Source organism: Flavobacterium davisii (assembly GCF_019565505.1).
GTDB classification, from domain to species: domain Bacteria; phylum Bacteroidota; class Bacteroidia; order Flavobacteriales; family Flavobacteriaceae; genus Flavobacterium; species Flavobacterium davisii.
The window spans coordinates 2,595,029-2,621,999 of record NZ_CP067378.1 but is presented as its reverse complement, the minus strand read 5'-3'; the positions used below and the strand labels follow the sequence as shown (position 1 = coordinate 2,621,999).

Sequence of the window (26,971 nt, the reverse complement as noted above, 5' to 3'; positions counted from 1 at the left end):
AATTCATTTTATTTTTTTCCGATTCAAACGCGTATTTCAATTTTAATCATCAAAATAGTTTCCTTCTTTTTTCTTCTAAAATTTTCCGTGAGTACTTGAATTTATTTAAAAATTTTGTTTCAAAACGAAGTCTAATGTTGAATCTGGGTTTAAGAAGAAAAGAAAAGGCTGTCTAAAAAAAATTACAGACAGCCTTTTGATTAATTCTAAGAATAGATTATTTTACTAATAGTTTATGAGAAGGAGCAAAATTGGTCAAATTGATTCCTTGAACTGCTTGTTTATATTCTTCAATTGTTGGGGTTCTTCCTAAGATTGTAGATAATACCACTACTGGTGTAGAAGAAAGTAAAGATTCTCCTTTTTTGGCATCGGTATCTTCTACTACTCTTCCTTGGAATAAACGAGTAGATGTTGCCATTACGGTATCACCTTTCGATGCTTTTTCTTGATTCCCCATACATAGATTACAACTTCGGACGCTCTAAATATAACATATTTTCATATTCTGTACGCGCTACTGATTTAGGGTTGTTATCATCAAATTCAAAACCTGAGTATTTTTGTAATACCTCCCAATCGCCTTCTGCTTTTAATTCGTCTACGATATTATATGTTGGTGGTGCTACTACTAATGGTGCATTAAATTTTACTTCTCCTTTTTGTGCTTCTACATTTTTTAACATTTGAGCTAATATTTTCATATCGCCTTTATGTACCATACAAGAACCTATAAATCCTAAGTCAACTGTTTTGGTTCCGCCATAGAAAGACAAAGGACGAATAGTGTCGTGTGTATAACGTTTTGACACATCTTTATTGTTTACATCTGGATCAGCAATCATTGGTTCATTTACTACGTCTAAATCAACCTCTACTTCAGCGTAATATTTAGCATTAGCATCTGGTTTTAATGCAGGTTCTTTTCCTGAGCGAATTTCTTCAATACGTTGATTTGCTTTATCAATTAAACCTTGTAGTACTTTATTTTTGTTATCCATTCCTTTATCAATCATGATTTGGATTCTAGACTTAGCAATTTCTAATGATTCTATTAAGGTTTGATCTTCAGAGATACAGATAGATGCCTTCGCTTTCATTTCTGCTGTCCAATCTGTAAATGTAAAGGCTTGATCTGCTGTTAAAGTTCCTATATGTACTTCAATAATTCTACCTTGGAAAACATTTTCTCCTCCAAATTGGTGTAACATTTGGGCTTGTGTTGCATGAACTACATCACGAAAATCCATATAATTAGCCATATTTCCTTTAAAAGTTACTTTTACTGATTCAGGAATTGGCATAGAGGCTTCTCCTGTAGCTAAAGCTAAAGCTACTGTGCCAGAATCTGCTCCAAACGCTACCCCTTTAGACATACGTGTGTGTGAATCTCCTCCTATAATAATGGCTCTATCATCTACTGTTATATCATTTAATACCTTATGAATAACATCGGTCATTGCATGATATAGGCCTTTAGGGTCGCGTGCTGTAATTAAACCAAAGTCATTCATAAATTTCATCAATTTAGGAATGTTTGTTTGTGCTTTTTTATCCCAAACTGAAGCGGTATGACAACCTGATTGATAAGCTCCATCAACAATAGGAGAAATTACAGTTGCAGCCATTGATTCTAGTTCTTGAGCAGTCATTAAGCCTGTAGTATCTTGCGATCCTACTATATTAACTGTTACACGAACATCTGACCCTGCGTGTAATATTTTTCCCGGTGTGTTACCTACTGCATTTCTATTAAATATTTTTTCTACAGCTGTTAATCCTTGCCCTTCTATAGAAACTTCTTTTGAAGGAGCAAAAACTACGGGTGCTGTTATTCCTAATGTTTTAGCAGCAAAAGTTTGTAATTTTTTACCAAAAACGATGGCATAAGAGCCTCCTGCTTTGATAAATTCCATTTTTTGCGGAGTAAATGATTTTGATAAATCAATTAATTCTTGGTCTCCGTCGTATAATTTTTTTGTTTTTGTATTAATTGTTAAAACGGTTCCTGTTTCAACAGAATAGACTTGCTCTAATACAGGTTCTCCGTTTTCATCACGAACTAATTCACCGTTTTCATTTGTTTTTTTGATCCAATTTTTAAGATCAACACCAATACCTCCTGTTACATCAACTGTAGTTAAAAAAATAGGAGAAATTCCGTTAGTCCCACCTACGATTGGGGCAAAGTTCACAAATGGTACATAAGGGCTTGCTTGTTTACCTGTCCATAATGCTACATTGTTTACACCTGACATACGAGAAGATCCTACTCCCATAGTTCCTTTTTCTGCCACTAACATTACACTTTTATCTGGATGCTGTATTTTCAAGGCTTCTATTTCCTCTTGTGCTTTAGGAGAAATCATACATTTACCGTGTAATTCTCTATCAGAACGTGAATGCGCTTGGTTACCCGGAGAGAGTAAATCCGTTGAGATATCACCCATTCCTGCTACGAAAGTAACTACTTTTATTTCTTGGGCTACTTCTGGTAATTTTGTAAAGAATTCCGCTTTAGCATAACTTTCTAATATATCTACAGCTACTGTATTTCCTTTTTCAAAAGCTATTTTCAAACGATCCATGTCTGCATCGTATAAAAATACTTGTGTTTTTAATACTTCTGCAGCTTGTTTAGCAATTTCGGTATCATTTCCTAATGCCAAATCCAATAATACGGCTATGGAAGGACCTCCTTTCATGTGTGACAGTAATTCAAATGCAAAAGTGGGTGTTATTTCTGGTACTAATTCTTCTCCTAAAATTATTTCTTTTAAGAAATCAGCTTTTACTTTTGCAGCTGGAGTTGTTCGGGTAAAGTATTGTAGATAAAAAAACCTAGAGAATCTTCTCTATCCTGATTTTTCATATCTTTTATCTGTGCTACAATTTCGTTTAATAATTCCGCACTATCAATAGGTTTTGGATGTAATCCTTGACCTTTTCGTTCTTCAATTTCTTTAAGGTATTCTTTATACAATTCCATATCTAATACTATAAATATAAGGTTATCATTTTTGTTGTTCAAATTTACGAAATGTTCAGATTGTCTAAAAATTTTCCAAACAAATATCGCAATCGTTCATTATTTTTTACCAAAATATCAAAATCTGCACTTTATATTTAAAAATAAATAAAAAAAAACAGGTTGTATTTTAACGAAATAGAACCTGTTTTGTTTTTAAAAATATGTTTTTTATTATTTTTTAGCTTTTATATATTTAAATAACCAATCATAAAAGCTGTCTTTATGAAAATAACGTTCTACACTACCATGATTCCCATTGGGCTCTATTGTAAAAGTGGCATCTGCTTCGGGTATACATTTTTTTATAGCTTCGTATACTTTTGAAGATTCTCGTAAAGGTACTACAAAGTCTTTTGCTCCGTGAATGATCCATAAAGGAAGTTGTGCTAGATTAAAACTATCTGCTGTATTTCCTCCTCCACATATAGCAACAGCTGCTGTTAATTCATTGGGGTATTTCCCTGCAAAATGCAGAGTTCCATATCCTCCTAAACTCATTCCACAAACATAAATACGAGTTGCATCTATAGCATAATTTTCTTTTGCATATTGAATAAGTTCTAGTACTTTATCTGGATTCCAAGCTCCTTTAGCTAATTGAGGTGCCATAACTACTGCATCAATCTTACGTCCTCGTTCTATAGCACGAAGGACGCCGTAGCGTTTTACGCGATTCAAATTGGTACCAGAGAGACTTTTTCCGTGTAAGAAAAGTAATAAAGGTAATTTTTCTCCTTCTTGGGGTGCTTGTACCCAAAAAGGATAGGAGGTTTTCCCTTTAACAGCCTCAATTTTTTTAGGTTTCTCTTGAAAGGATAAGAAAAACAGCGCTATTATTATTCCAATCCATCTCATATTAGAATAATTTTTGAATAATACTTTCTTCTGTAATCCCTTCGGCATCTGCTTTATAATTTTTAACAATACGGTGACGTAAAATCCCTATCGCTACAGCTTGTACATCTTCTATATCAGGGCTAAATTTACCTTGTAAGGCCGCATGCGTCTTAGCAGCTAGTATTAAATTTTGTGAAGCACGTGGCCCAGCTCCCCAATCAATATAGTTTTTTACTAAATCGGGTGCTAAAACATTATCCGGACGAGTCTTGGAAACTAAAGTTACCGCATACTCGATCACATTATCTGTAACAGGTATTCTACGAATTAACTGTTGAAATTCAATAATTTCATTTGGTGTAAATAATGGTTTTACGTTTGCTTTAAAATCTGATGTAGTACTTTTAACCACCATTACTTCTTCTGCAAAGGTTGGATAGTTTAACTTGATAGCAAACATGAAACGATCTAATTGTGCTTCTGGTAAGGGATAAGTTCCTTCTTGTTCTATGGGGTTTTGAGTAGCTAATACAAAAAAAGGCAGCTCTAGTTTATAATGATGTCCTGCTACTGTAACTGATTTTTCTTGCATCGCTTCTAAAAGTGCTGCTTGGGTTTTTGGCGGTGTACGATTTATCTCATCTGCTAAGATGATATTAGAAAAAACAGGTCCTTTTATGAATTTAAAAGTGCGATTTTCATCTAAAATTTCGCTTCCTAAAATATCAGATGGCATTAAATCTGGAGTAAACTGAATACGTTTAAAGTCCAATCCTAAAGCTTGCGAAATAGTATTGACCATCAGGGTTTTTGCCAATCCCGGCACTCCTACTAAAAGTGCATGCCCACCAGAAAAAACGCTTAATACAATTTGATTGACTACTTCTTCTTGTCCTACAATTATTTTGGCAATTTCTGCTTTTAATTCTTTTTGTTTTTGAACTAATCGTTCTATAGCTGTTACATCTGACATTCTATGTTATTTTATATTTTTTGATTTTAAAATTGAAAAACATATAAAATCATAACTCTTTCATAAGAAAACTTTTTCTTTTAAAAAGGTTAAAACTAATGTTTTTATTTGATTTAAAAAAATTTGAAACAAAGCTAATTAGTCATCTAATAGTTTTTCCATAATACTTTTAGCACTTCATTAAAACCTCTGAATTGTTTTAGATAAAATTCCAATTGTTTTTCATCGTAATTTTTTGTTATAAATTGAACAATTTCGTTTACCTCTTTTTTCTCGTATAATGATGAATTACGGATATTGCATAATGCTTTTAAGAATTTCATTTCCGACATTTTAAAAGCATCTTCTTTGTATTGATTAAAAATGGTATAACTATTTGTTTTATTTAAAATATCAAAAAGAAAATCTTGTTTCCCTTCATCTTTTTTTAATTGATAATACAACTCAAATGCTTCTAGATTTCCAGAAACTATGGCATTAGTTGCATTTGTCAACAAAGCTTGTCTGTACTTTTTAAAATCTTCTGAAGGAGCATATTTTTTTATTAATTCATAATTATTTAGACTAAAAATATATTTCCCGTGTCGTGCTAGTAATAAGGCCAATTTATCATTTTGCTCTAGTTTGCGATATAGTTCATCTAAAATTTTTACATAAGGAATGTTAAATTCCTCATAATAATAATTATTGGCAATTTGATCTAAGGCGTATTTTTCTACTTTTTCATTTTCGCCTAGTTCTTTTAATGCTTGAATAAGTAAGAGGTTATAGTCGTTTTGAAATTTTACAGGTTTAAAGATTTTTACGTATTTAGCAAACATCCCTTGTTCAATATAAATAGGTAAAACAAATGCTTTTAAATGAAAATTTTCTAAGCTCCAATTTTCTTTTTTTTCCAAAAAGGGTTTTGTTTTTTCTTCCAATTTATTCAAGAAAAAAGCAAGTTTTAACTCGTTTGTTTTTGAAAATTTATAAATCTTATCTGTATAAAAAAAATGGGTATGTTTTTCATCTGTTATTTCAAAGGCTATCAAATCCTCTACTCTTTCACACCATAGGTCAAAATCTTTTAGTAATAAAAGATTTGTAATAAAGGTTTCTTTTATTTTATTAATAAAGGTTCCTATTCGAGTCGTATTTAAATAATAGTCATCATAAAATTGCCAAAGTTCTTTGGCTATATAATTAATATGTTTTAGATTTTCTAGGGTTTGATTTTGTAAAAGAGCATCAGTATAAGGCTTTAGACTTATTTGAAGAGTATCTATAATTTTTTTAACCTCATTAGTTTGTACTGTTTTTCTTTTTCCTATAATGGATTTTATAGATTCATTAATAACAGCTGTAAGCTTTTCTTCTGAAATTTGAATTTCTTCTTTAGAAAATTTATTTTTAAAAACAAAGGCTATTTCTTTATTGGTATTTAACAAATCCGCTATCCAAATTCGCAAATCAAGATCTGAAATAGCTTCTAATAATTGATCTGATTCGGACTGTTTTTTAAGGATTCTTTTTTTTGATGTTTCAGTTGTTTTTGTTTGATTTTTTAAAAAATCAGCTAATGCTACCATATGTATACAAATGGCTCCATCTGAGCAATCACAAGAGGTTGTTTCTATTTGCTTTTTAGAATTTAGTCTTATTTGTACATCGTAACTTTTATCTTTTTGATCTACATAAGCAACAAATAAATTAGGTTCTAATTGATCTAAATCACGAACAGTTAGTTTCTTTATTTCTTTTAATTTTGTATTATTTTCTTTTAAAAAAGCAGTAAGAGTAGACATAGATAATAGTTATAAGAAACTCTTTCTTATAACTATAAATAACAAAAAAAGAGTTAATTCTATAAGGACATAAAATTAACTCTTTTTCTATCAAAATAAAAAATTATTTCTTTAACCAGTTATTTGTAAAGGTACAATCACGGTACTCTCCATTAATTTTGATATAAGTTTCTTTAATTTTATCTGCACTCCATTTCCCAATTTCTTTTAATTGTTTTTCTTTTAGTGCTAATTCTTTTAAACGCAGATAATCTTTTGCGTAATCCGCTGTATGCTCTTCAAAACGATTAGTTACGGTCATAATTTTAAAAAACTTCGCTCCTGTTCTATCTTCGTCTGTTACAGGATACGATATTTCTCCGTCTTTTAGGTTTGCTACTACTCCGTAAATAGAAGGATCCATTTTAGTCAATTCAAAACGAGTATCTTGTGTTTTGGGGTTTATCAAAACGCCTCCATCATTTTTAGTTTCTTTTTCATCAGAAGACTGTCGAGCTGCTTGGGCGAAAGTTAACTCTTTATTTAAAATACGGGATCTAATTTTTTCTATTTTTTCTTTTGCTTCTTTTATGGCTTTATCAGATGCTTTAGGTGCAATGACGATATGGCGTAATTCTAAATCTTGTCCTTTTATTTTTTCTAATTGAATAATATGATAACCGAATTCTGTTTCAAAAGGTTCTGAAATTTCTCCTTCTTGTAAACTGAAGGCTACGTCTTTAAACTCTTTTACAAATTGGGTTTTACGATTCATCTTATAATAACCTCCATTATTTTTAGATCCCGGATCTTCGGAATATAAAACGGCTTTAGTAAAGAAACTTGCGCTATTTTCTAGCACTTCTTTTTTAACGCTTTTAATTGATCGATAATGGCTTGTTTGGATTCTTTAGTTATTTCTGGTTTTATTACAATTTGGGCTAATTCCATTTCTGCTCCAAAAACAGGTAATTCTTCTTTGGGAATTTTTTTATAGAAATCTCGTACTTCTTCGGGAGTAATTGTTACACGATCTACAATTTTCTTTTGCATTTCTGCCGTTAATTTATTTGATTTAATAATATCAAATAATTCTGTTCTCAATTCTTGTTCACTGTTTTTTCTATAGTATTCAACTACTTTTTCAATTGAGCCTAATTGTTGTTTGGCGTAATCTAATTGTTCTTCTAATTTTTGATTTACTTCTGTATCGGTTACATTAATACTATCTTGAACTGCTTGATGTGCATATAGTTTATCTTCTAATAATTTACCTAACATTTGACAACGAGAAATTTCTTTTGTATTAATTCCTTGCTGTTTTAGTTCTATATAGGTTTTATCAATATCTGAATCCAAGATTATATAATCTCCAACTACTCCAACTACACCATCAACTTTTGTTTTTTGAGCAGTAGTCGAAAAAACGGCAATGAATAAAGTTAGAAAAACACTTACTTTTTGAATTAATTTCATTTTTATGGCTTTATTACTTTTTATTTAGATGTTTTTAACTTTTCAAAAACATTATTATTTATATTAACTTTAAATTCTTTTTTGAGTTCTGAAACCCAATTATCTTCAAGATATTGCTGATAATCACTAATAACTTTGCCTTTAGTTTCTTCCAATTCTTTTTGTTTAGCTGGCAAAATTTTTAACACTTTGGTAACGTAAAAATACTCTTTTTCTTTATAAATTTTAGAAATACCTTCTTTTAAAGGGATATTAGCATTATTCCCTTCTTCAATTGTTTCTTTTTAGGTATGACATTAATTACTTCTTTTGTATTTAATTTTTCTTTTAAGAGTTCAATAGAGGCATTTTCTTTTAATAATTTTTGTGCTTTTTTAACAAATTCTTCATTAGTAGAAGATACGGTTATTACTTCTGCTCTATTCTTCCATTGATATTTTAATTTATTTTCTTGAAAATATTTTTTAAGTCCGATTGTATCTTGTTTAGCCTTATTCCAAATTTCCTTTTCCATTAAATCAAATAACAATAAACCATCTCTATACTCTTCTACAATATTAGCAAAATCAGGAAATTCCTTTTCTAAATTTTCATTATAATAAATATTCAACTGATTGTCTATAAAATTAGCATATAACTGATCTACTAGTTTACCAATTGGTTTTATTTTTGATTTTGCTTTTTGCTGTGAATTTAATTCATTTAAAAATGTGGTTCCTGCAATAGATTTATCTACTATTTTTACTAATTCGCCATCAAATTGTTTTTTATCTTCTGGCATTTTCCATTCTGTAGTATAATAGCTGTCTGTTACTGTATTTTTAATTTCTGCTAACATTTTTTCATTGTGTTTTACAGAATATTTTTGACGTAGCTTAGATGTTAATGCGGAAACAATTATTTTAGAACGATCATCTTTTCTTATTTTAGCATCCAATTCACGTTCCATTTCTTCTATTTTTTTAACAGGATGCTTTTCTATAAGTTTTACTATATGCCAACCAAACTGACTTTCAAAAGGTTCTGAATAATCTCCTGTATTTTTTAATTCAAACGCTTTGTTTTCAAAAACATCGGAACTTAATTGACCTGAACTAAACCGAGGTAAAGTACCTCCTTTAGGAGCAGAACTTTTATCTTCTGAATATTGATTAGCCAAAGTGGCAAAATTTTCTCCTTGTTTTAATTTTGCATAAATATCAAAAATTGAATTTCTCGATTTTGTAATATCTAGATCTGTATTACTTTGAGATTTTAGGATCATGATATGAGCCACTGTTACCTCTCCTCTATTTTCTCTTATATCTTGTACTTTTATCAGATGGTATCCAAATTTTGTACGCACAGGCATAGAAACTTCTCCATTTTTTGTATTATAAGCTGCGGATTCAAAAGGATAAACCATACGAAAAGCAGAAAAATATCCTAGATTCCCTTTATTTTCTTTAGCCGAAGGATCTTGAGAGTACTGAATAGCTAATGACTCAAAAGACTCTCCTTTTTGTACTCTACTTTTTATATCCTGAATTTGTTTATAGGCTTTTAAGGTATCTTCAGGAGTTGCATTTTCATCACATAAAATTAAAATATGTGCTGCTTTTATTTCTTTCTTAATTCTAGTATATGCTTCATTTATTAATGCTTTGGTAACTTTAATATCAGAAGTATAATTTTTAGCTAATTGATTTCTATAAGAACGTAATTCATTTTTGTATTGTTCTCCATTTTGCAAACTCAGTTTATTAGCTTTATTAATTTTTAATTTATAAGCTACATATAAATCTAAATAAGCATTTAAATCTTTTTGTGATTCATCCTTAACTAGATCAATATTCTTATTATAAACTCGTAAAAATTCATCAGTATAATAAGGATTTTCATCAATTGTAAACAATATGTCTTTATTTGTATTTTGTGAAAAACTTACAGTAGAAACTGTTAACAATACTGTAGTTAAAAAATTTTTCAGATTCATTATTCTATTGTTATTTATAAATAGCAAAGCAAAAATAAGAATTAGAACACATTAAACAAGTAAAGATAAATCTATTAACAAAAAATTATTAACGAAAAAAGCACCTTTTCCAAGGTGCTTTTTTAATTAAGTTCTGATTATATTACATTTTTACGATAATAAACTCACTTCTTCTGTTTGCTTGATGTTGTTCTTCTGTACAAGAAGATTGGTTCGTTGGTTCACATCCACAATCATTTACTAATTGTGATTCTCCGTAACCACGACCTGTTAATCGTTCTTTGGCTATGCCATTTTTAACCAGCCATGCTACTGTTTCTTTGGCTCTACGGTCTGATAACTTAGCATTATATGAGGCTGTTTGACGACAATCTGTATGTGATCTAACATCTACTTTCATACTAGGATATTGTTTCATCACTTCTAAAATCTTAGCTAATTCTACTGCTGCATCGGAACGTATAAATGATTTATCTAAATCAAAATAAATAATTTTTATTTCAAATATTTTTGCTAAATCAGAGCCTTCTTTTATTTCTCGTACTTTTTTAGCGGTATCAATAGGTAGATTTGTTTTGCCTGTTTTATTTGGAATATTTACTGGTTTTTCTTTGGTTTCATAATCTTCTTTTTCTGCTCTAACATAATATTTTTTACCAGCTGGAACTTTTTTGAAATCATAAAATCCTTTCTCATCTGCAATAACTTTTCCTATTTCATTAAATTTTTCATCATATAATGTTACAGTTGCTCCTCGGAATTACTTCTGAGGTTTCTGAATTAGTAACGACTCCTGATAGCTCGTGTTGAATTTCTAAATTTAATGGTGATTTTTCTATGAAGCTATAAATATCATCTAATCCTTTACCTCCTACTCGATTGGATGAAAAGAAGCCTTTGCCTTTTTCATCTATGATAAAGGCAAAATCATCCATGGGACCATTTACTGGGGATCCTATATTTATTAAATTGGACACCATTCCTTTATCGTCTAGTTGGGTAGCATAAATATCTAGTCCTCCTAATCCTTGCTGACCATCAGTGGCATAATATAACACGCCTTTATCTGTAATAAAAGGAAAGGTTTCTCTTGATTCTGTATTGATGGTATTGCCTAAGTTAACAGGTGTTCCGTAGCTGTTTTCTCCTAAAATAGCAACCTTGAACAAATCAGATTCTCCGTATGTTCCCGGCATATTGGAGGCAAAATATAATGTCTTTTCATCAGGAGATAAGGCAGGATGCGCTACACTGTATTGATCGCTATTAAAGGGTAATTCTACTACATTTACCCACTCTCCTTTTGAATTTAAACTAGCTCGATAGATTTTTAAATTGATGATTTTTTTATCATCTCTTCCTACTTTTCCTTCATTAAAATTATTGCGGGTAAAGTAAACTGTTTTTAAATCTTTTGTAAAAACAGGAGAATCTTCGTGGTACTTTGAATTGATTGCTTTAGAAAAACGAGTAGCTTTAAGAAGGTCGTCTCCTATTTCATTTTTATCGGCAACATACAGATTGGTAAATGATTTACCTGTCCATTTTGCTTTTGTTTTAAATACTCCAATAGTATCTCTTGTTGAGGCAAAAAGAACTTTATCTCCATAAAATGCTGTACCATAATCCGAAGAACTACCGTTAATACTCACTGGTTTTATCTCAAAACGACCTGAATTTTTTGCAATAGTGTTTTTATAATCTTTTTGATTATTAAATATATTCGCTCGGGTATCCTTTGATGTTAATTGATAAAACTGATTCATATACGCATCTGATTTTTTATAATCTTCTAATGATTTAAGCGTTTGTGAATAGCGATAATAGTACTCAGGATCTACCGTTTCACCTAAAGTAAACAGTTCAGTATACCACTTATTTGCATCAACGAATTTAGCATTGTAATAATACGAATCACCTAAGCGTTGAAATAACTCTTTTGATTTGTATCCTTTTTGAGCTACTTTTAAGTAGGTATCAATTGCATCGACGTATGCTAAACCATTATAGTGATTACCGGCTCTTATGATTTTTTTCGCTTGTGCATATCCTCCATGCAAAGACAATCCTAGTACAGTAAATAAAATGATTTTTTTCATAATAATAGTTTTAGAAGAAACGTGGGGCTACCACTTTTTCTACTCGTTTAAACAATTCATAACGTAAAAATACTTCGTGTGAACCAGAATTAAAATTCCCTAATCTGGTAACATCTCGATCATAGGCGTATCCTATTAGCCAAGAGTCGTTAATCTGAAATCCTGCCATGGCACTCCATGCAGCACTCCAACGATAGGCCGCTCCCAATGAAAATTTTTCATTAAACCAAAAATTACCTGATAAATCAACTTGTAATGGAGCTCCGTTTACATATTTTATCATAGTTGTTGGCTTAAACTGCACTTCACTACTTAAACGAAATACATGACCCGCTATTAAGTGTGGGTGCATACGCTCACTTGCTACGTATTGCACGTCATTATCGTAATATTTTTGCTCCAATATAAAGGGAATTGATAAGCCTACATAGGTCTTCTCTGAATACCAAAATGCTCCAGCTCCTACGTTAGGAAAAAAACGATTATCTACATTTTGTCTTATCAAACCATCCGACACATTATGAATGTTAGTTTTGTTAAAATCAACACTAAAGAAATTTGCCGTCCCTTTTATTCCAAAAGACAATTTTGATCCCTCTGAAACTGGAATATTATAACTTAAATCTACCGATATCGCATTTTCATCGGAAGGCCCTATTTTGTCATTTATTACACTTACTCCTAATCCCATTTTATTGTTAATTCCTAAAGGTGTACTTAAGGCTAACGTATTGGTCTTAGGGGCTCCTTCTAAACCTACCCATTGGGAACGGTGCATTATTAAAGCACTAAAACATCCTCTAGTTCCTGCATAACTTCGGATTTACATTAGCAGTGTTGTACATATATTGAGTATACTGTGCTTCTTGTTGAGCAAAAATAACTCCGCTCATTAAAAGTAGTAAATATATAATTTTGTTTTTCATATCATTTTCTTTTTTTAAATACCCTCCGCCTCAAGACGGAGGAATATTAATTCTCTATCTATTGATATATAAATAACCTGCTTTTTCTTTCGTTACACCACTTGTGTTTTCATATTTAAGCATATAATAATATGTCCCTTCTGGCAATTGTGTTGATTTTTCAATCGTAACTCTTCCTGATGATATGCCTCGGAATGCGCGATCGTTATTGTTATAACTTGTTGCCTCGTACACTAATACTCCCCAACGGTTGTAAACTTCTACTGAATTATTAGGAAATTTATCTATTCCGTCTATAAAGAATATTTCATTATCACCATCTCCATTAGGTGTCATGTGGTTGTAAATAACAAGTTCCTCATTGTTTGACGGATTAACCGTTACTGTTACAGTGGCAGTATCGCAAATACCAGGTTTAATTACTAAGCACGCATTATATGTGAAACTGTAAGTACCTGCTGGCGTTCCTATTGGAACTATTACCTCTCCTGTAGCTGCATTTAGATACGGCACTGGAGATTTTGATGGTACAGTAATTATTGGCTGGGCAAAAGTACTTTGGGTTAATACCACATTATTAATTGTTGCAGAACCTTTACTTGTAGCATCATTTACTAAAACATTCCCTACTACAGAACCTGAACCTCCATTTGTTGTAACAAATTTATCATCGTTTGCATCAACCTTAACTGAAACCTCTATAGTAACTGTTTGCGTAACACAATTTGGAACTAAAGCCCCATTCTCACAAACAGTATAAGTAAAAGTATACGTATTATTATCAACTGTATCATCTACTGTAATTGTTCCATTAGAATTAAGTATCATCCCCTGTGGTAATCCTGTTGTTGTGACTGTTACCTGACCTACTCCTGTTCCTATGGTAGATGATAATGGCTTTCCATTAAATGTATCATCACTATAAATAGACACTGTTCCTGTAGTACCTGATACTATTAACTCTTTATCAGGCCCTCCTAAAACTATTGGGTTTTTAACTTCTACTATAGCAATTGCGGTATCGCAGTTTGCTGGTGTGGCTCCTGTTTCACAAATTGTATAAGGAATCCTGTAAGTACCACTTGGGGTACTCCGGCTGGATAGTTACATTACCATCTACATCAATACGAATAGAACCTGTTGTAACAGGGGTTACATCTGTGTTGGCGGTGGTTACTGCAACGCCATTTAATGTATCGAATCCGTTTCCGTTATTCGCTAAAACGCTTCCTGCTGGGGTGCTCGTGGTAGCAGAAGTAGCTACAGTACCTAAGTTATCGTTTTTAGCAACTAATTGATTTTTAACTTCAACAATTACTTCAGCTGTTTTACAGTTTGCTGGTGTAGCTCCTGTTTCACAAATTGTATAAGGAATCGTGTAAGTACCACTTGGGGTACTCGGCTGGATAGTTACATTACCATCTACATCGATACGAATAGAACCTGTTGTAACAGGGGTTACATCTGTGTTGGCAGTGGTTACTGCAACGCCATTTAACGTATCGACTCCGTTTCCATTATTCGCTAAAACGCTTCCTGCTGGGGTACTCGTGGTAGCAGAAGTAGCTACAGTACCTAAGTTATCGTTTTTAGCAACTAATTCATTTTTAACTTCAACAATTACTTCAGCTGTTTTACAGTTTGCTGGTGTAGCTCCTGTTTCACAAATTGTATAAGGAATCGTGTAAGTACCACTTGGGGTACTCGGCTGGATAGTTACATTACCATCTACATCGATACGAATAGAACCTGTTGTAACAGGGGTTACATCTGTATTGGCTGTCGTTACAGCAACACCATTTAATGTATCGGCTCCGTTTCCATTATTATTCGCTAAAACGCTTCCTGCTGGGGTACTCGTGGTAGCAGAAGTAGCTACAGTACCTAAGTTATCGTTTTTAGCAACTAATTCATTTTTAACTTCAACAATTACTTCAGCTGTTTTACAGTTTGCTGGTGTGGCTCCTGTTTCACAAATTGTATAAGGAATCGTGTAAGTACCACTTGGGGTACCCTGGTTGGATAGTTACATTACCATCTACATCGATACGAATAGAACCTGTTGTAACAGGGGTTACATCTGTGTTGGCGGTGGTTACTGCAACGCCATTTAATGTATCGAATCCGCTTCCATTATTCGCTAAAACGCTTCCTGCGGCAGTAGTTGCTGTGGCTGAGGTAGCAATCGTACCTAAATTATCATCTTTAGCTATTAAATCGTTTTTAACTTCTACAGTTATATTGGCTGTTTTACAGTTTACTGGTGCAGCTCCTGTTTCACAAATTGTATAAGGAATCGTGTAAGTACCACTTGGGGTACTCCGGTTGGATAGTTACATTACCATCTACATCGATACGAATAGAACCTGTTGTAACAGGGGTTACATCTGTGTTGGCTGTCGTTACAGCAACACCATTTAATGTATCGAATCCGCTTCCATTATTCGCTAAAACGCTTCCTGCGGCAGTAGTTGCTGTGGCTGAGGTAGCAATCGTACCTAAATTATCATCTTTAGCTATTAAATCGTTTTTAACTTCTACTATAGCAATGGCTCTATCGCAGTTTGCTGGGTTAGCTCCGTTCTCACAGATTTGATACTCTACTTGGTATGTGCCACTTGGTGTGGTAGACCCTACAGTAATCGTACCATCTGTATTTAATGTTAAGCCTACTGGAATGTTTACACCTGTTAGACTTACTTGACCTACTGCTGCACCTATCGTAACGTTTGATCCGTTTAACTTATCGTTTAACGTTACATTTGGGGTATTACCTCCTGAGGCAACAGTTACTTTGGCATCGTCTACTGCATCAATAGTGTTTTTAACTTCTACAGTTATATTGGCTGTTTTACAGTTTACTGGTATGGCTCCTGTTTCACAAATTGTGTAAGGAATCGTGTAAGTACCACTTGGGGTACTCGGCTGGATAGTTACATTGCCATCTACATCGATACGAATAGAACCTGTTGTAACAGGGGTTACATCTGTGTTGGCGGTGGTTACTGCAACGCCATTTAACGTATCGACTCCGTTTCCATTATTCGCTAAAACGCTTCCTGCGGCAGTAGTTGCTGTAGTTGAGGTAGCAATCGTACCTAAATTATCATCTTTAGCTATTAAATCGTTTTTAACTTCTACTATAGCAATGGCTCTATCGCAGTTTGCTGGGTTAGCTCCGTTCTCACAGATTTGATACTCTACTTGGTATGTGCCACTTGGTGTGGTAGACCCTACAGTAATCGTACCATCTGTATTTAGTGTTAAGCCTCCCGGAACGTTTACACCTGTTAGACTTACTTGACCTACTGCTGCACCTATCGTAACGTTTGATCCGTTTAACTTATCGTTTAACGTTACATTTAGGGTATTACCTCCTGAAGCAACAGTTACTTTGGCATCGTCTACTGCATCAATAGTGTTTTTAACTTCTACAGTTATATTGGCTGTTTTACAGTTTACTGGTATGGCTCCTGTTTCACAAATTGTGTAAGGAATCGTGTAAGTACCACTTGGGGTACTCGGTTGGATAGTTACATTACCATCTACATCGATACGAATAGAACCTGTTGTAACAGGGGTTACATCTGTGTTGGCGGTGGTTACTGCAACGCCATTTAACGTATCGACTCCGTTTCCATTATTCGCTAAAACGCTTCCTGCGGCAGTAGTTGCTGTAGTTGAGGTAGCAATCGTACCTAAATTATCATCTTTAGCTATTAAATCGTTTTTAACTTCTACTATAGCAATGGCTCTATCGCAGTTTGCTGGGTTAGCTCCGTTCTCACAGATTTGATACTCTACTTGGTATGTGCCACTTGGTGTGGTAGACCCTACAGTAATCGTACCATCTGTATTTAGTGTTAAGCCTCCTCGGAACATTTACACCTGTTAGACTTACTTGACCTACTGCTGCACCTATCGTAACGTTTGATCCGTTTAACTTATCGTTTAACGTTACATTTAGGGTATTACCTCCTGAAGCAACAGTTACTTTGGCATCGTCTACTGCATCAATAGTGTTTTTAACTTCTACAGTTATATTGGCTGTTTTACAGTTTACTGGTGCAGCTCCTGTTTCACAAATTGTATAAGGAATCGTGTAAGTACCACTTGGGGTACTCGGTTGGATAGTTACATTACCATCTACATCGATACGAATAGAACCTGTTGTAACAGGGGTTACATCTGTGTTGGCTGTCGTTACAGCAACACCATTTAATGTATCGAATCCGCTTCCATTATTCGCTAAAACGCTTCCTGCGGCAGTAGTTGCTGTGGCTGAGGTAGCAATCGTACCTAAATTATCATCTTTAGCTATTAAATCGTTTTTAACTTCTACTATAGCAATGGCTCTATCGCAGTTTGCTGGGTTAGCTCCGTTCTCACAGATTTGATACTCTACTTGGTATGTGCCACTTGGTGTGGTAGACCCTACAGTAATCGTACCATCTGTATTTAATGTTAAGCCTACTGGAATGTTTACACCTGTTAGACTTACTTGACCTACTGCTGCACCTATCGTAACGTTTGATCCGTTTAACTTATCGTTTAACGTTACATTTGGGGTATTACCTCCTGAGGCAACAGTTACTTTGGCATCGTCTACTGCATCAATAGTGTTTTTAACTTCTACAGTTATATTGGCTGTTTTACAGTTTACTGGTATGGCTCCTGTTTCACAAATTGTGTAAGGAATCGTGTAAGTACCACTTGGGGTACTCGGCTGGATAGTTACATTGCCATCTACATCGATACGAATAGAACCTGTTGTAACAGGGGTTACATCTGTGTTGGCGGTGGTTACTGCAACGCCATTTAACGTATCGACTCCGTTTCCATTATTCGCTAAAACGCTTCCTGCGGCAGTAGTTGCTGTAGTTGAGGTAGCAATCGTACCTAAATTATCATCTTTAGCTATTAAATCGTTTTTAACTTCTACTATAGCAATGGCTCTATCGCAGTTTGCTGGGTTAGCTCCGTTCTCACAGATTTGATACTCTACTTGGTATGTGCCACTTGGTGTGGTAGACCCTACAGTAATCGTACCATCTGTATTTAGTGTTAAGCCTCCCGGAACGTTTACACCTGTTAGACTTACTTGACCTACTGCTGCACCTATCGTAACGTTTGATCCGTTTAACTTATCGTTTAACGTTACATTTGGTGTATTACCTCCTGAAATAACAGTTACTTTGGCATCGTCTACTGCATCAATAGTGTTTTTAACTTCTACAGTTATATTGGCTGTTTTACAGTTTACTGGTGTGGCTCCTGTTTCACAAATTGTGTAAGGAATCGTGTAAGTACCACTTGGGGTACTCGGTTGGATAGTTACATTACCATCTACATCAATACGAATAGAACCTGTTGTAACAGGGGTTACATCTGTGTTGGCGGTGGTTACTGCAACGCCATTTAATGTATCGAATCCGCTTCCATTATTCGCTAAAACGCTTCCTGCGGCAGTAGTTGCTGTAGTTGAGGTAGCAATCGTACCTAAATTATCATCTTTAGCTATTAAATCGTTTTTAACTTCTACAGTTATATTGGCTGTTTTACAGTTTACTGGTGCAGCTCCTGTTTCACAAATTGTATAAGGAATCGTGTAAGTACCACTTGGGGTACCTGGTTGGATAGTTACATTACCATCTACATCGATACGAATAGAACCTGTTGTAACAGGGGTTACATCTGTGTTGGCGGTGGTTACTGCAACGCCATTTAATGTATCGAATCCGCTTCCATTATTCGCTAAAACGTTTCCTGCGGCAGTAGTTGCTGTGGCTGAGGTAGCAATCGTACCTAAATTATCATCTTTAGCTATTAAATCGTTTTTAACTTCTACAGTTATATTGGCTGTTTTACAGTTTACTGGTGCAGCTCCTGTTTCACAAATTGTGTAAGGAATCGTGTAAGTACCACTTGGGGTACCCGGTTGGATAGTTACATTACCATCTACATCGATACGAATAGAACCTGTTGTAACAGGGGTTACATCTGTGTTGGCGGTGGTTACTGCAACGCCATTTAACGTATCGACTCCGTTTCCATTATTCGCTAAAACGCTTCCTGCGGCAGTAGTTGCTGTAGTTGAGGTAGCAATCGTACCTAAATTATCATCTTTAGCTATTAAATCGTTTTTAACTTCTACTATAGCAATGGCTCTATCGCAGTTTGCTGGGTTAGCTCCGTTCTCACAGATTTGATACTCTACTTGGTATGTGCCACTTGGTGTGGTAGACCCTACAGTAATCGTACCATCTGTATTTAGTGTTAAGCCTCCCGGAACGTTTACACCTGTTAGACTTACTTGACCTACTGCTGCACCTATCGTAACGTTTGATCCGTTTAACTTATCGTTTAACGTTACATTTAGGGTATTACCTCCTGAAGCAACAGTTACTTTGGCATCGTCTACTGCATCAATAGTGTTTTTAACTTCTACAGTTATATTGGCTGTTTTACAGTTTACTGGTGTGGCTCCTGTTTCACAAATTGTGTAAGGAATCGTGTAAGTACCACTTGGGGTACTCGGCTGGATAGTTACATTGCCATCTACATCGATACGAATAGAACCTGTTGTAACAGGGGTTACATCTGTGTTGGCGGTGGTTACTGCAACGCCATTTAATGTATCGAATCCGCTTCCATTATTCGCTAAAACGCTTCCTGCAGCAGTAGTTGCTGTGGCTGAGGTAGCAATCGTACCTAAATTATCATCTTTAGCTATTAAATCGTTTTTAACTTCTACAGTTATATTGGCTGTTTTACAGTTTACTGGTGTGGCTCCTGTTTCACAAATTGTGTAAGGAATCGTGTAAGTACCACTTGGGGTACTCGGCTGGATAGTTACATTACCATCTACATCGATACGAATAGAACCTGTTGTAACAGGGGTTACATCTGTGTTGGCGGTGGTTACTGCAACGCCATTTAATGTATCGAATCCGCTTCCATTATTCGCTAAAACGCTTCCTGCAGCAGTAGTTGCTGTGGCTGAGGTAGCAATCGTACCTAAATTATCATCTTTAGCTATTAAATCGTTTTTAACTTCTACAGTTATATTGGCTGTTTTACAGTTTACTGGTGTGGCTCCTGTTTCACAAATTGTATAAGGAATCGTGTAAGTACCACTTGGGGTACTCGGCTGGATAGTTACATTGCCATCTACATCGATACGAATAGAACCTGTTGTAACAGGGGTTACATCTGTGTTGGCGGTGGTTACTGCAACGCCATTTAATGTATCAGCTCCGTTTACATTATTCGCTAAAACGCTTCCTGCGGCAGTAGTTGCTGTGGCTGAGGTAGCAATCGTACCTAAATTATCATCTTTAGCTATTAAATCGTTTTTAACTTCTACTATAGCAATGGCTGTTGTACAATTTGAAGGGGTTATATTAGACCCCGTAACTGGATTTGCTTCACATAACTGATATGTAACATTATAAACTCCTGATGGAGTATTGGCCGCTACCGTTATATTTCCTTCTGAATCTACGCTTAATGGACCCGTTGTAACAGGCGTTACATTGGTATTAGCTGAGGTAACCGCTACTCCATTTAATGTATCATTTGTCGTAACATTCCCTGGCACTGTAACTATAGCATTTGTACTCGCAACTGTTATTTTTGGATCATTTACTGCTACAAGAGTGGTCGTAATATTTAATTTTTTTGCGTTAGAAACTTTTTCACCACAAACAAAATTAGATTCTTTTATCACTAACTTGTATTGATAGTTATTCATGCTAACTGGAGGTGCAGTAAGTGTAAGGCTAGCTGTAGTAGCACCGCTATATACCCCCCATTAGAAATATTGGTCCAATTAGTCCCGTTGTCTTGAGATTCTTGCCATTGATAGCTAGTAGTACCAGAACCTGTGGTTACTACTGCTGTAAAAGTAGCATTAGCCCCAAAAGAGATGGTTTTGTCGCTAGGTTGTGTGGTAATTGAAGCAAGAGAGCCTGCTGTGGTAACATTAGTTAAACCTGTACCATTATAGCCCGCTGCTGTAACCGTACCATCAGCATTTACTGCAGGGGTACCTGTACCATATACTCCATCATCTCCACCATCGGCGGTTGCAGTATTATAATACTCATTAGCATCAGAACAACCATCTGCATCTGAATCAAGGTCTAAATAATCTGGTTTACCATCGTTGTCTGTATCTAGGTCTTTACAAGCGAAGAAAATCATTTCAATACCGTCAAAACCAGTTCCTAAACCACCATCTTGAATAAAATTCATCTTAAATGAAGACACATTACTAGTGAGTTGTAGTGATCCCGCAGCTGTACCATCAGCATCATTTAGAGTACTTTCGCCTACCCATCCAGAAGCTGCTAAGGTACCTGAACCACCATCTTTTACCGCATCAGATGTAGCAAAGAAGTCATTGGTTCCATTAGGTAATTTTTCCCATGTAAGTCCATTTTGTAGCGTAATTAATGCACTGTTTTGTTTTTGAGGTGTATCTGCATCTCTACCTCCTAATCGATCAAAATGAATTTCTGGACGTTTTACAACAATAGCATTACCTGAAGCATCTTCAAAACTAACAGTCAGTTCTGTTCCAAAACCTATATTCCCTAATAGAGAAGGTTTTACAGAGAGTGCTCTTGACCAAAAAGATGGTGTATTAAAAGTATCGTTTGCCCAACCATTTCCCGTGCCTGAACCACTACTAACAGGTTTTGATGATTTTACTCTAACAACAACGCCATTTCCTAAATTTTGTGTTGCTTCAGTTGAACTAATGAGAGTCCAAGTACCCGTAGGTGCTGGGATACATAGACCTTCTTGTGTATCGAGAATACCGTCATTGTCATTATCTAAATCTACAGAATCATATATCCCATCATTATCAACATCATTAATAATAACTGTAGCTGTAGCTGTAGTACAATTTGCTGGCACAGCTCCTATTTGACAAACAGTATAAACTACAGAATAAGTCCCCTGGAGCAGTTTTTGGAGCAACTGTTAAATTACCTGACGCATCAACAGACAAAGGACCGTTTGTAATAGGAGTCACAATAGCTGTTGTTAAAGTAGCTGGAACACCGTTTAAAATATCATTTCCTAATACAGATCCTCCTTTATCTACAAAAACCTCATTACTTGCTACTAAAGCATTAGTGAATTTTAAAATTTTTGCGTTAGAAACTTTTTCACCACAAACAAAATTAGATTCTTTTATCACTAACTTGTATTGATAGTTATTCATGCTAACTGGAGGTGCCGTAAGTGTAAGGCTAGCTGTAGTAGCACCGCTATATACCCCCCATTAGAAACATTAGTCCAATTAGTCCCGTTGTCTTGAGATTCTTGCCATTGATATTTAACAGTAGAAACACCTGTTGCTGTTGCAGCAAAAGTAGCATTAGAACCTAAAGCTATAGTTTGATCGTTGGGTTGTGCCGTTATATTTAAGCTAGAAACCGACCCTGCTGAAACAACATTTGTATAAGATCCAGAATAAGATGCTGTAGTTATTGTTCCATTTCCATTTACAACAGGATTTCCTATTCCATACACACCATTATCTCCTCCATCTGCATTGGCTGAATCATAATATTCATTTGCATCAGAACAAGTATCATTATCTGAATCTAAATCTAAATGATTTGCTATACCATCATTATCTGAATCACAAACAAGATAATACGTTTCCACATTATCAATTACCCCATCGGTAGAAATACCAGCGGTAAAATTTTTCAACCAACTTTCATTACCTGAAAGATTCACATTATTAGTCCATGATCTTTGATAATTTGTTCCCGTAAGATTTCCACTTGAATCATAGGCTCTAGTGTTTAATGTTATTGTTAATACATTCTCGGCACTATTCAAAGAAAATGTTACTTTTTGATGATACCACTTATTATTGTTTGGTAAACTTGCAATATCAATGGTGTTATCCCCTGCTGCTACTTGTGTACCCGAAGCAACAAAAGGAGCTGCATCTACCTTGAATAAGGTATTTGCTCTATAGGTGTAAAAACCTCTTAAAGTAGTACCTGTATTTGCCCATAAATTATCTGCAACACCATTACTTATATATGCTCCTCGGTTCATTTCCGGCAGTTCCATTCGCTTGAAAAAAATCATATTCAATAACAAAAGAAGGATATATTGTAAGCTGATTTAAATTCTTTCTAAATTCAAAACTACTCACATCAACAGTTGTTGTTAAAGAAGATGGTGTTTTAGGAGTTCCCGGATCTAATGTATAAAGTCCTCCCGACTGTGTACTTGAAAAAGTAGCTGCATTAAAAACTTTATTTGCATTATTTAAACTTAACGGAAAAGGATTACTTGATCCTGAACCCGGAGCTGCAGCATAATTTCCTGAAGGTGTTACAGGTGAATATGAAGGATATGTAGAAGAATAAGCATTCGTTGTACCTGTTGAATTCATCTGTAAAATCTCACCTAAACTAGTAGAAAAATTATTAGGTTTTTTTCTACCATTTGTATAGGTTCCTGTAATTCCAACACTGCTCATTCCTGAAATAACAGTAGACAATGCACCATTCACACCTGATTCAAAATCAGAAAATATTCTTTCCATTTTAAAACTCGGTAATCCGCATGTTCTCGCTTCAACAACGTCTAATATTCCATCATTATCATCATCTAAATCAATACTATCATCGATACCATCAATATCTGAATCAAGTAATATAAAAAAAGTGCTACGAACTCTTTTCTTACTATCCACATAATACTTATCTTTATTTATCCCGTTGATAGGAAAAGAATTTAACCCTATGAATGGATTTACAAAAGTATTAGTAGGTATTAATAGAGGTTTCCTTGTTTTTAAATTAATATTTTGATTTTCAACAATTAAACTCTTCAAAAAACCCTTTTTCTGAAAACTATATCCGCGTTGCGAATATGATTTTTCAACGGGTAAAAAAAATGACATAATAAAACTCATTAGAAAAATTAAATTTCTAACTTTATGTCCAAATGTTTTTGGTATTTTTTCGACCATATATTAAATTTTTATTTTAAACTTTAGAATAAGGTTTTATAAATATGTTTTTACATATTACACTATTTAAAACTATTATCTTTTTAAAATACAAAAAATCAATTATTTTAAAATTTTAAAAAGATATCATTAAAAGCTATATTGATTTACAATAGACACTTTTACCTTCTATGTAAGGTTAAGAATAACCTACGATACCCGTAATAAACTAAAAAATTAAATTATCAAAATGTCTATCTTACATGATCGTAAGATTATGATTTCTAAATTATGACCCCATTTTTTAGTAAGATAATTCGTTTAAAGGAAGGAATTATCTAAATCATTTATTTTATTTTTCACTCATACTTTGCCATCTTAATTATTACAAACTAAAAATACTAACTAAATTAACATATTTTTTATTATTTTAATTTTATTTTTAAAAAATTAATGTTTTTTTCACCATTATTTTACATTAGAATCAATACATTTAAAACCAAAGAAACTTTTTTTATTTAAAAGAACTTATGCAATGTCAACTTATCTTTTTGACTTTTCTTTAATATGATTCTTTTTTGGAAGTTTTTGTTCTTCTTCTAAGTTTTTATTTTAAGAACTATTAAATACTAAACAAGGTTTTATTTATAAAAATGAATAAAAGCCACTACAAATTACCTCAATTTTGCAACTTCTACTAACTTATAAGTTGTACTTTTTGTACAACTCTTTTTATTTAATATTTTTTTGAAGGATTTTTTTAAGAGCTATTTTTATTTCTTCTATTAAAAAAGACAATTTCTAAAAGAAAAAATGAAGATTCAATCATTTCATTTCCTCTTCATTTTCAACCATCCTTAGTAGATAATAATTTTTTTAGATATTGTATTTTTTAATTTATCTTGTATTTTGACGATATATGTTTGATCTTGTATATAATCAACTCCTATGACATATTTAGATTTCTCATTAGTTTCCAAAGTCGAACATTTAATGTTTCTTCCTGTTAAATCTAACAGACAAATTTTTTTAAATCATGTTCTTTTTTGTTTTCTATAATAACTGATCTTAGTTCTTTATTATAATATACCACTAAATCATCAGCTAACGTAACGTCATCAAGATCTAAAACTTCCGATTCGTTAGTGAAAACGATTTCGTATGTTTCTGAATCTTCTCCTTTTTTGACAGAAAATGGAATAGGTTCTCCATTTAAGTCGTAATATAGATTCTCTTTTTTATTATGTAAATATACTTTTGAATTTGTCATTGCTTCTTCTGAGGCTTTCTGAATTCTAAAAACACAATCTTGATCTGACATACATTTTAAAGGATATTTAGTATTCATATCAAATGGTCTACAATCATGAATAAATGATTCTTGATCAATCATTAGATTTATATCTTTAGTATATCGTGAAGGAGGTCTTGAATCTCCTCTATCAACACCTGTCTGACATCCACTCATTAATACTAATGCTAATTCTTTAGTTGCTACTCCTTCACAAAAAGAAATTTTCAATTTAATATTAGGATTTACTATTTTTTCTTTTGTATAATCAACCCCTGCAATATTGGGTATCATAGGATAGAACTCACTACTATATTTAGCATTACTTTTTCTTTCAAATTGAGAAGTTGTACTTGTCACGTTTTCTTTTACAAACACCCGATGGCTATTCTTTATAGTCAGCTCACCGTTCGCTTTCCCTCGAACCATAAATCCTTGACCTACAGGAGAAAAACGTCTCTTATAATCATGCCCCGGTGCGCTATATATAGTTCCTTTATTACCGGCAGCATCATAGGTATAAAAAACAGCGGGAGTATAAACACTGGTAGTTGCATTATACACTCCGTATCCTCCTCTATATTCTCCTAAATAATGAGAGTTTACTGTTTTATCATGTTCCCAAAATAAAGCCGTACCATCGGAAAAAGGAGTATTAGCGGCATCATTAAGAAACAAATTTAAATCTATTGCACTAGGATAGGGATTACCTGTTAACGTAAGTTTCCCATTTGCTACAGGTACTTTTATATCACCAGAATTAGGTTTTCCTCTAAAGTCATAACGCTGATTACTTCCTGAATTATTTAGCGTTAAACCTGCAACAGGTATCGTGTTATCAGTTCCCATAGTTCCTTTCATCGAAAATCCTTCGCCTGCCTTTATGTCAATAGCATCTCCCTTAAAGACCCATCCACTATAGGCACTTGATTGTTGATAAGTATGTATCCATCTTTTAGAAATTGTGAGTGATCCATTTGCTGAAACCCCATCAAGTCCAGAAGTTATAACTGCATCTGATTTTCCTAATGTAGTAAGTGGTAATTTTAGCCTACTTATCCCAAATTTAGAATTACCTGCTACAGAACTAGGTTCACCTACAGGAGAACACCAGTAATTATACTGGTAGTTATTAACAGTTCCTTCTTGAAAAACTGAAAGATTTCCTAAACCTGTATTAGTCGAAGTTCCAGAAGAGGTTTGCATAAGCTGACCATCTTTTCTTAAAAAGAAGTTCCCTTCTGAACTTGCCAAATTAACATTTCCTTGAACCGTTACAAGAACTCCTTGTACAAAAAAATACTTATTGGAATCTCCTCCTACATATAACTGTGAATAATTTTCACTTACTAAAAAAAATAAAAAATAAAAAAGAAAAATAGTTTTTTTTCTCATAATACACATATTTAAGCACTATAACCCAAAGCATCTAACTAAAAATCATCCTATTTTTTTTCTATAAGAATGATAAAACCATAAAAAAAATGCCATAACAATAAGGACACTTTCACTACACCCTACACTCAAACCTACAGGCGGAGGCCCATCATCAAAAGGAACAGGAGGGCTGTTTCTTAGGTCAACAAAAAGCTTCATACGATTCT

The 26,971-nt window shown here is 33.8% G+C and carries 18 protein-coding genes and 4 pseudogenes; 4 read left to right on the top strand and 18 right to left on the bottom strand.

Annotated features, from left to right (window positions below):
- Positions 1-217: 217 nt before the first annotated feature.
- From JJC05_RS12435 to JJC05_RS12395, 10 genes and pseudogenes are all read right to left on the bottom strand, one after another.
- Positions 218-2,989, bottom strand: a pseudogene (locus tag JJC05_RS12435) (bifunctional aconitate hydratase 2/2-methylisocitrate dehydratase).
- Positions 2,990-3,202: 213 nt separating this feature from the next.
- Entirely contained in the window at positions 3,203-3,886 is a 684-nt protein-coding gene (locus JJC05_RS12430) for a carboxylesterase family protein (protein WP_088392675.1), read from the bottom strand.
- Position 3,887: 1 nt separating this feature from the next.
- Complete coding sequence (locus JJC05_RS12425) at positions 3,888-4,841, bottom strand: AAA family ATPase (protein ID WP_088392671.1); 954 nt, start codon at positions 4,839-4,841, stop codon at positions 3,888-3,890.
- A gap of 146 nt (positions 4,842-4,987) precedes the next feature.
- Entirely contained in the window at positions 4,988-6,628 is a 1,641-nt protein-coding gene (locus JJC05_RS12420) for an SWIM zinc finger family protein (RefSeq protein ID WP_235877507.1), read from the bottom strand.
- A 103-nt stretch (positions 6,629-6,731) separates the two neighbouring features.
- Positions 6,732-8,083 (bottom strand): annotated as a pseudogene (locus JJC05_RS18915) (peptidylprolyl isomerase).
- Between the two features lie 20 nt (positions 8,084-8,103).
- Complete coding sequence (locus JJC05_RS17505; RefSeq protein WP_258928901.1) at positions 8,104-8,271, bottom strand: hypothetical protein; 168 nt, start codon at positions 8,269-8,271, stop codon at positions 8,104-8,106.
- Between the two features lie 53 nt (positions 8,272-8,324).
- Positions 8,325-10,058 carry a peptidylprolyl isomerase gene (locus JJC05_RS12410; protein WP_258928899.1) on the bottom strand — a complete coding sequence of 578 codons (1,734 nt, stop codon included), beginning with the start codon at positions 10,056-10,058 and terminating at the stop codon, positions 8,325-8,327.
- A 142-nt stretch (positions 10,059-10,200) separates the two neighbouring features.
- Positions 10,201-12,157: pseudogene (locus JJC05_RS12405) on the bottom strand (OmpA family protein).
- A gap of 10 nt (positions 12,158-12,167) precedes the next feature.
- Positions 12,168-13,083 (bottom strand): annotated as a pseudogene (locus JJC05_RS12400) (PorP/SprF family type IX secretion system membrane protein).
- Between the two features lie 54 nt (positions 13,084-13,137).
- Positions 13,138-14,016, bottom strand: coding sequence for a T9SS type B sorting domain-containing protein (locus tag JJC05_RS12395; protein ID WP_235877505.1), 879 nt, complete (start codon positions 14,014-14,016; stop codon positions 13,138-13,140).
- 149 nt (positions 14,017-14,165) lie between these two features.
- On the opposite strand from JJC05_RS12395, the gene JJC05_RS12390 reads away from it, so the two are divergent.
- The 4 genes from JJC05_RS12390 (at position 14,166) to JJC05_RS12375 (ending at position 15,375) form a co-directional block, all read left to right on the top strand.
- Positions 14,166-14,381, top strand: a complete 216-nt coding sequence (locus JJC05_RS12390; RefSeq protein WP_235877503.1) for a hypothetical protein — start codon at positions 14,166-14,168, stop codon at positions 14,379-14,381.
- 168 nt (positions 14,382-14,549) lie between these two features.
- Positions 14,550-14,759 carry a hypothetical protein gene (locus tag JJC05_RS12385; protein ID WP_235877501.1) on the top strand — a complete coding sequence of 70 codons (210 nt, stop codon included), beginning with the start codon at positions 14,550-14,552 and terminating at the stop codon, positions 14,757-14,759.
- Positions 14,760-14,858: 99 nt separating this feature from the next.
- Positions 14,859-15,068, top strand: a complete 210-nt coding sequence (locus tag JJC05_RS12380; RefSeq protein ID WP_235877500.1) for a hypothetical protein — start codon at positions 14,859-14,861, stop codon at positions 15,066-15,068.
- A 19-nt stretch (positions 15,069-15,087) separates the two neighbouring features.
- Entirely contained in the window at positions 15,088-15,375 is a 288-nt protein-coding gene (locus JJC05_RS12375) for a hypothetical protein (protein ID WP_235877498.1), read from the top strand.
- Here JJC05_RS12375 and JJC05_RS12370 read toward each other — a convergent pair.
- The 8 genes from JJC05_RS12370 to JJC05_RS12340 form a co-directional block, all read right to left on the bottom strand.
- Entirely contained in the window at positions 15,361-16,965 is a 1,605-nt protein-coding gene (locus JJC05_RS12370) for a hypothetical protein (protein ID WP_235877496.1), read from the bottom strand. The two genes, JJC05_RS12375 and JJC05_RS12370, sit on opposite strands and share 15 nt — an antisense overlap.
- Positions 16,868-20,836: a beta strand repeat-containing protein gene (locus JJC05_RS12365; RefSeq protein WP_235877494.1), complete on the bottom strand. Its 3,969-nt coding sequence runs from the start codon at positions 20,834-20,836 to the stop codon at positions 16,868-16,870. The genes JJC05_RS12370 and JJC05_RS12365 overlap by 98 nt, the downstream gene beginning before the upstream one ends.
- A complete protein-coding gene (locus JJC05_RS12360) occupies positions 20,833-22,008 on the bottom strand; it encodes a hypothetical protein (RefSeq protein ID WP_235877492.1) in 1,176 nt (391 codons plus the stop codon). Before JJC05_RS12360 ends, JJC05_RS12365 begins: the two co-directional genes overlap by 4 nt.
- Positions 21,965-22,318, bottom strand: coding sequence for a hypothetical protein (locus JJC05_RS12355; protein ID WP_235877490.1), 354 nt, complete (start codon positions 22,316-22,318; stop codon positions 21,965-21,967). The genes JJC05_RS12360 and JJC05_RS12355 overlap by 44 nt, the downstream gene beginning before the upstream one ends.
- Positions 22,315-23,172, bottom strand: a complete 858-nt coding sequence (locus JJC05_RS12350; protein WP_235877488.1) for a hypothetical protein — start codon at positions 23,170-23,172, stop codon at positions 22,315-22,317. The genes JJC05_RS12355 and JJC05_RS12350 overlap by 4 nt, the downstream gene beginning before the upstream one ends.
- Positions 23,147-24,097 carry a hypothetical protein gene (locus JJC05_RS12345; protein WP_235877487.1) on the bottom strand — a complete coding sequence of 317 codons (951 nt, stop codon included), beginning with the start codon at positions 24,095-24,097 and terminating at the stop codon, positions 23,147-23,149. Before JJC05_RS12345 ends, JJC05_RS12350 begins: the two co-directional genes overlap by 26 nt.
- Positions 24,098-24,933: 836 nt before the next feature.
- Complete coding sequence (locus JJC05_RS19140; RefSeq protein WP_508625034.1) at positions 24,934-25,056, bottom strand: hypothetical protein; 123 nt, start codon at positions 25,054-25,056, stop codon at positions 24,934-24,936.
- Positions 25,057-25,088: 32 nt separating this feature from the next.
- Positions 25,089-26,762, bottom strand: a complete 1,674-nt coding sequence (locus JJC05_RS12340) for a DUF8693 domain-containing protein (RefSeq protein WP_235877485.1) — start codon at positions 26,760-26,762, stop codon at positions 25,089-25,091.
- Positions 26,763-26,971: the final 209 nt, after the last annotated feature.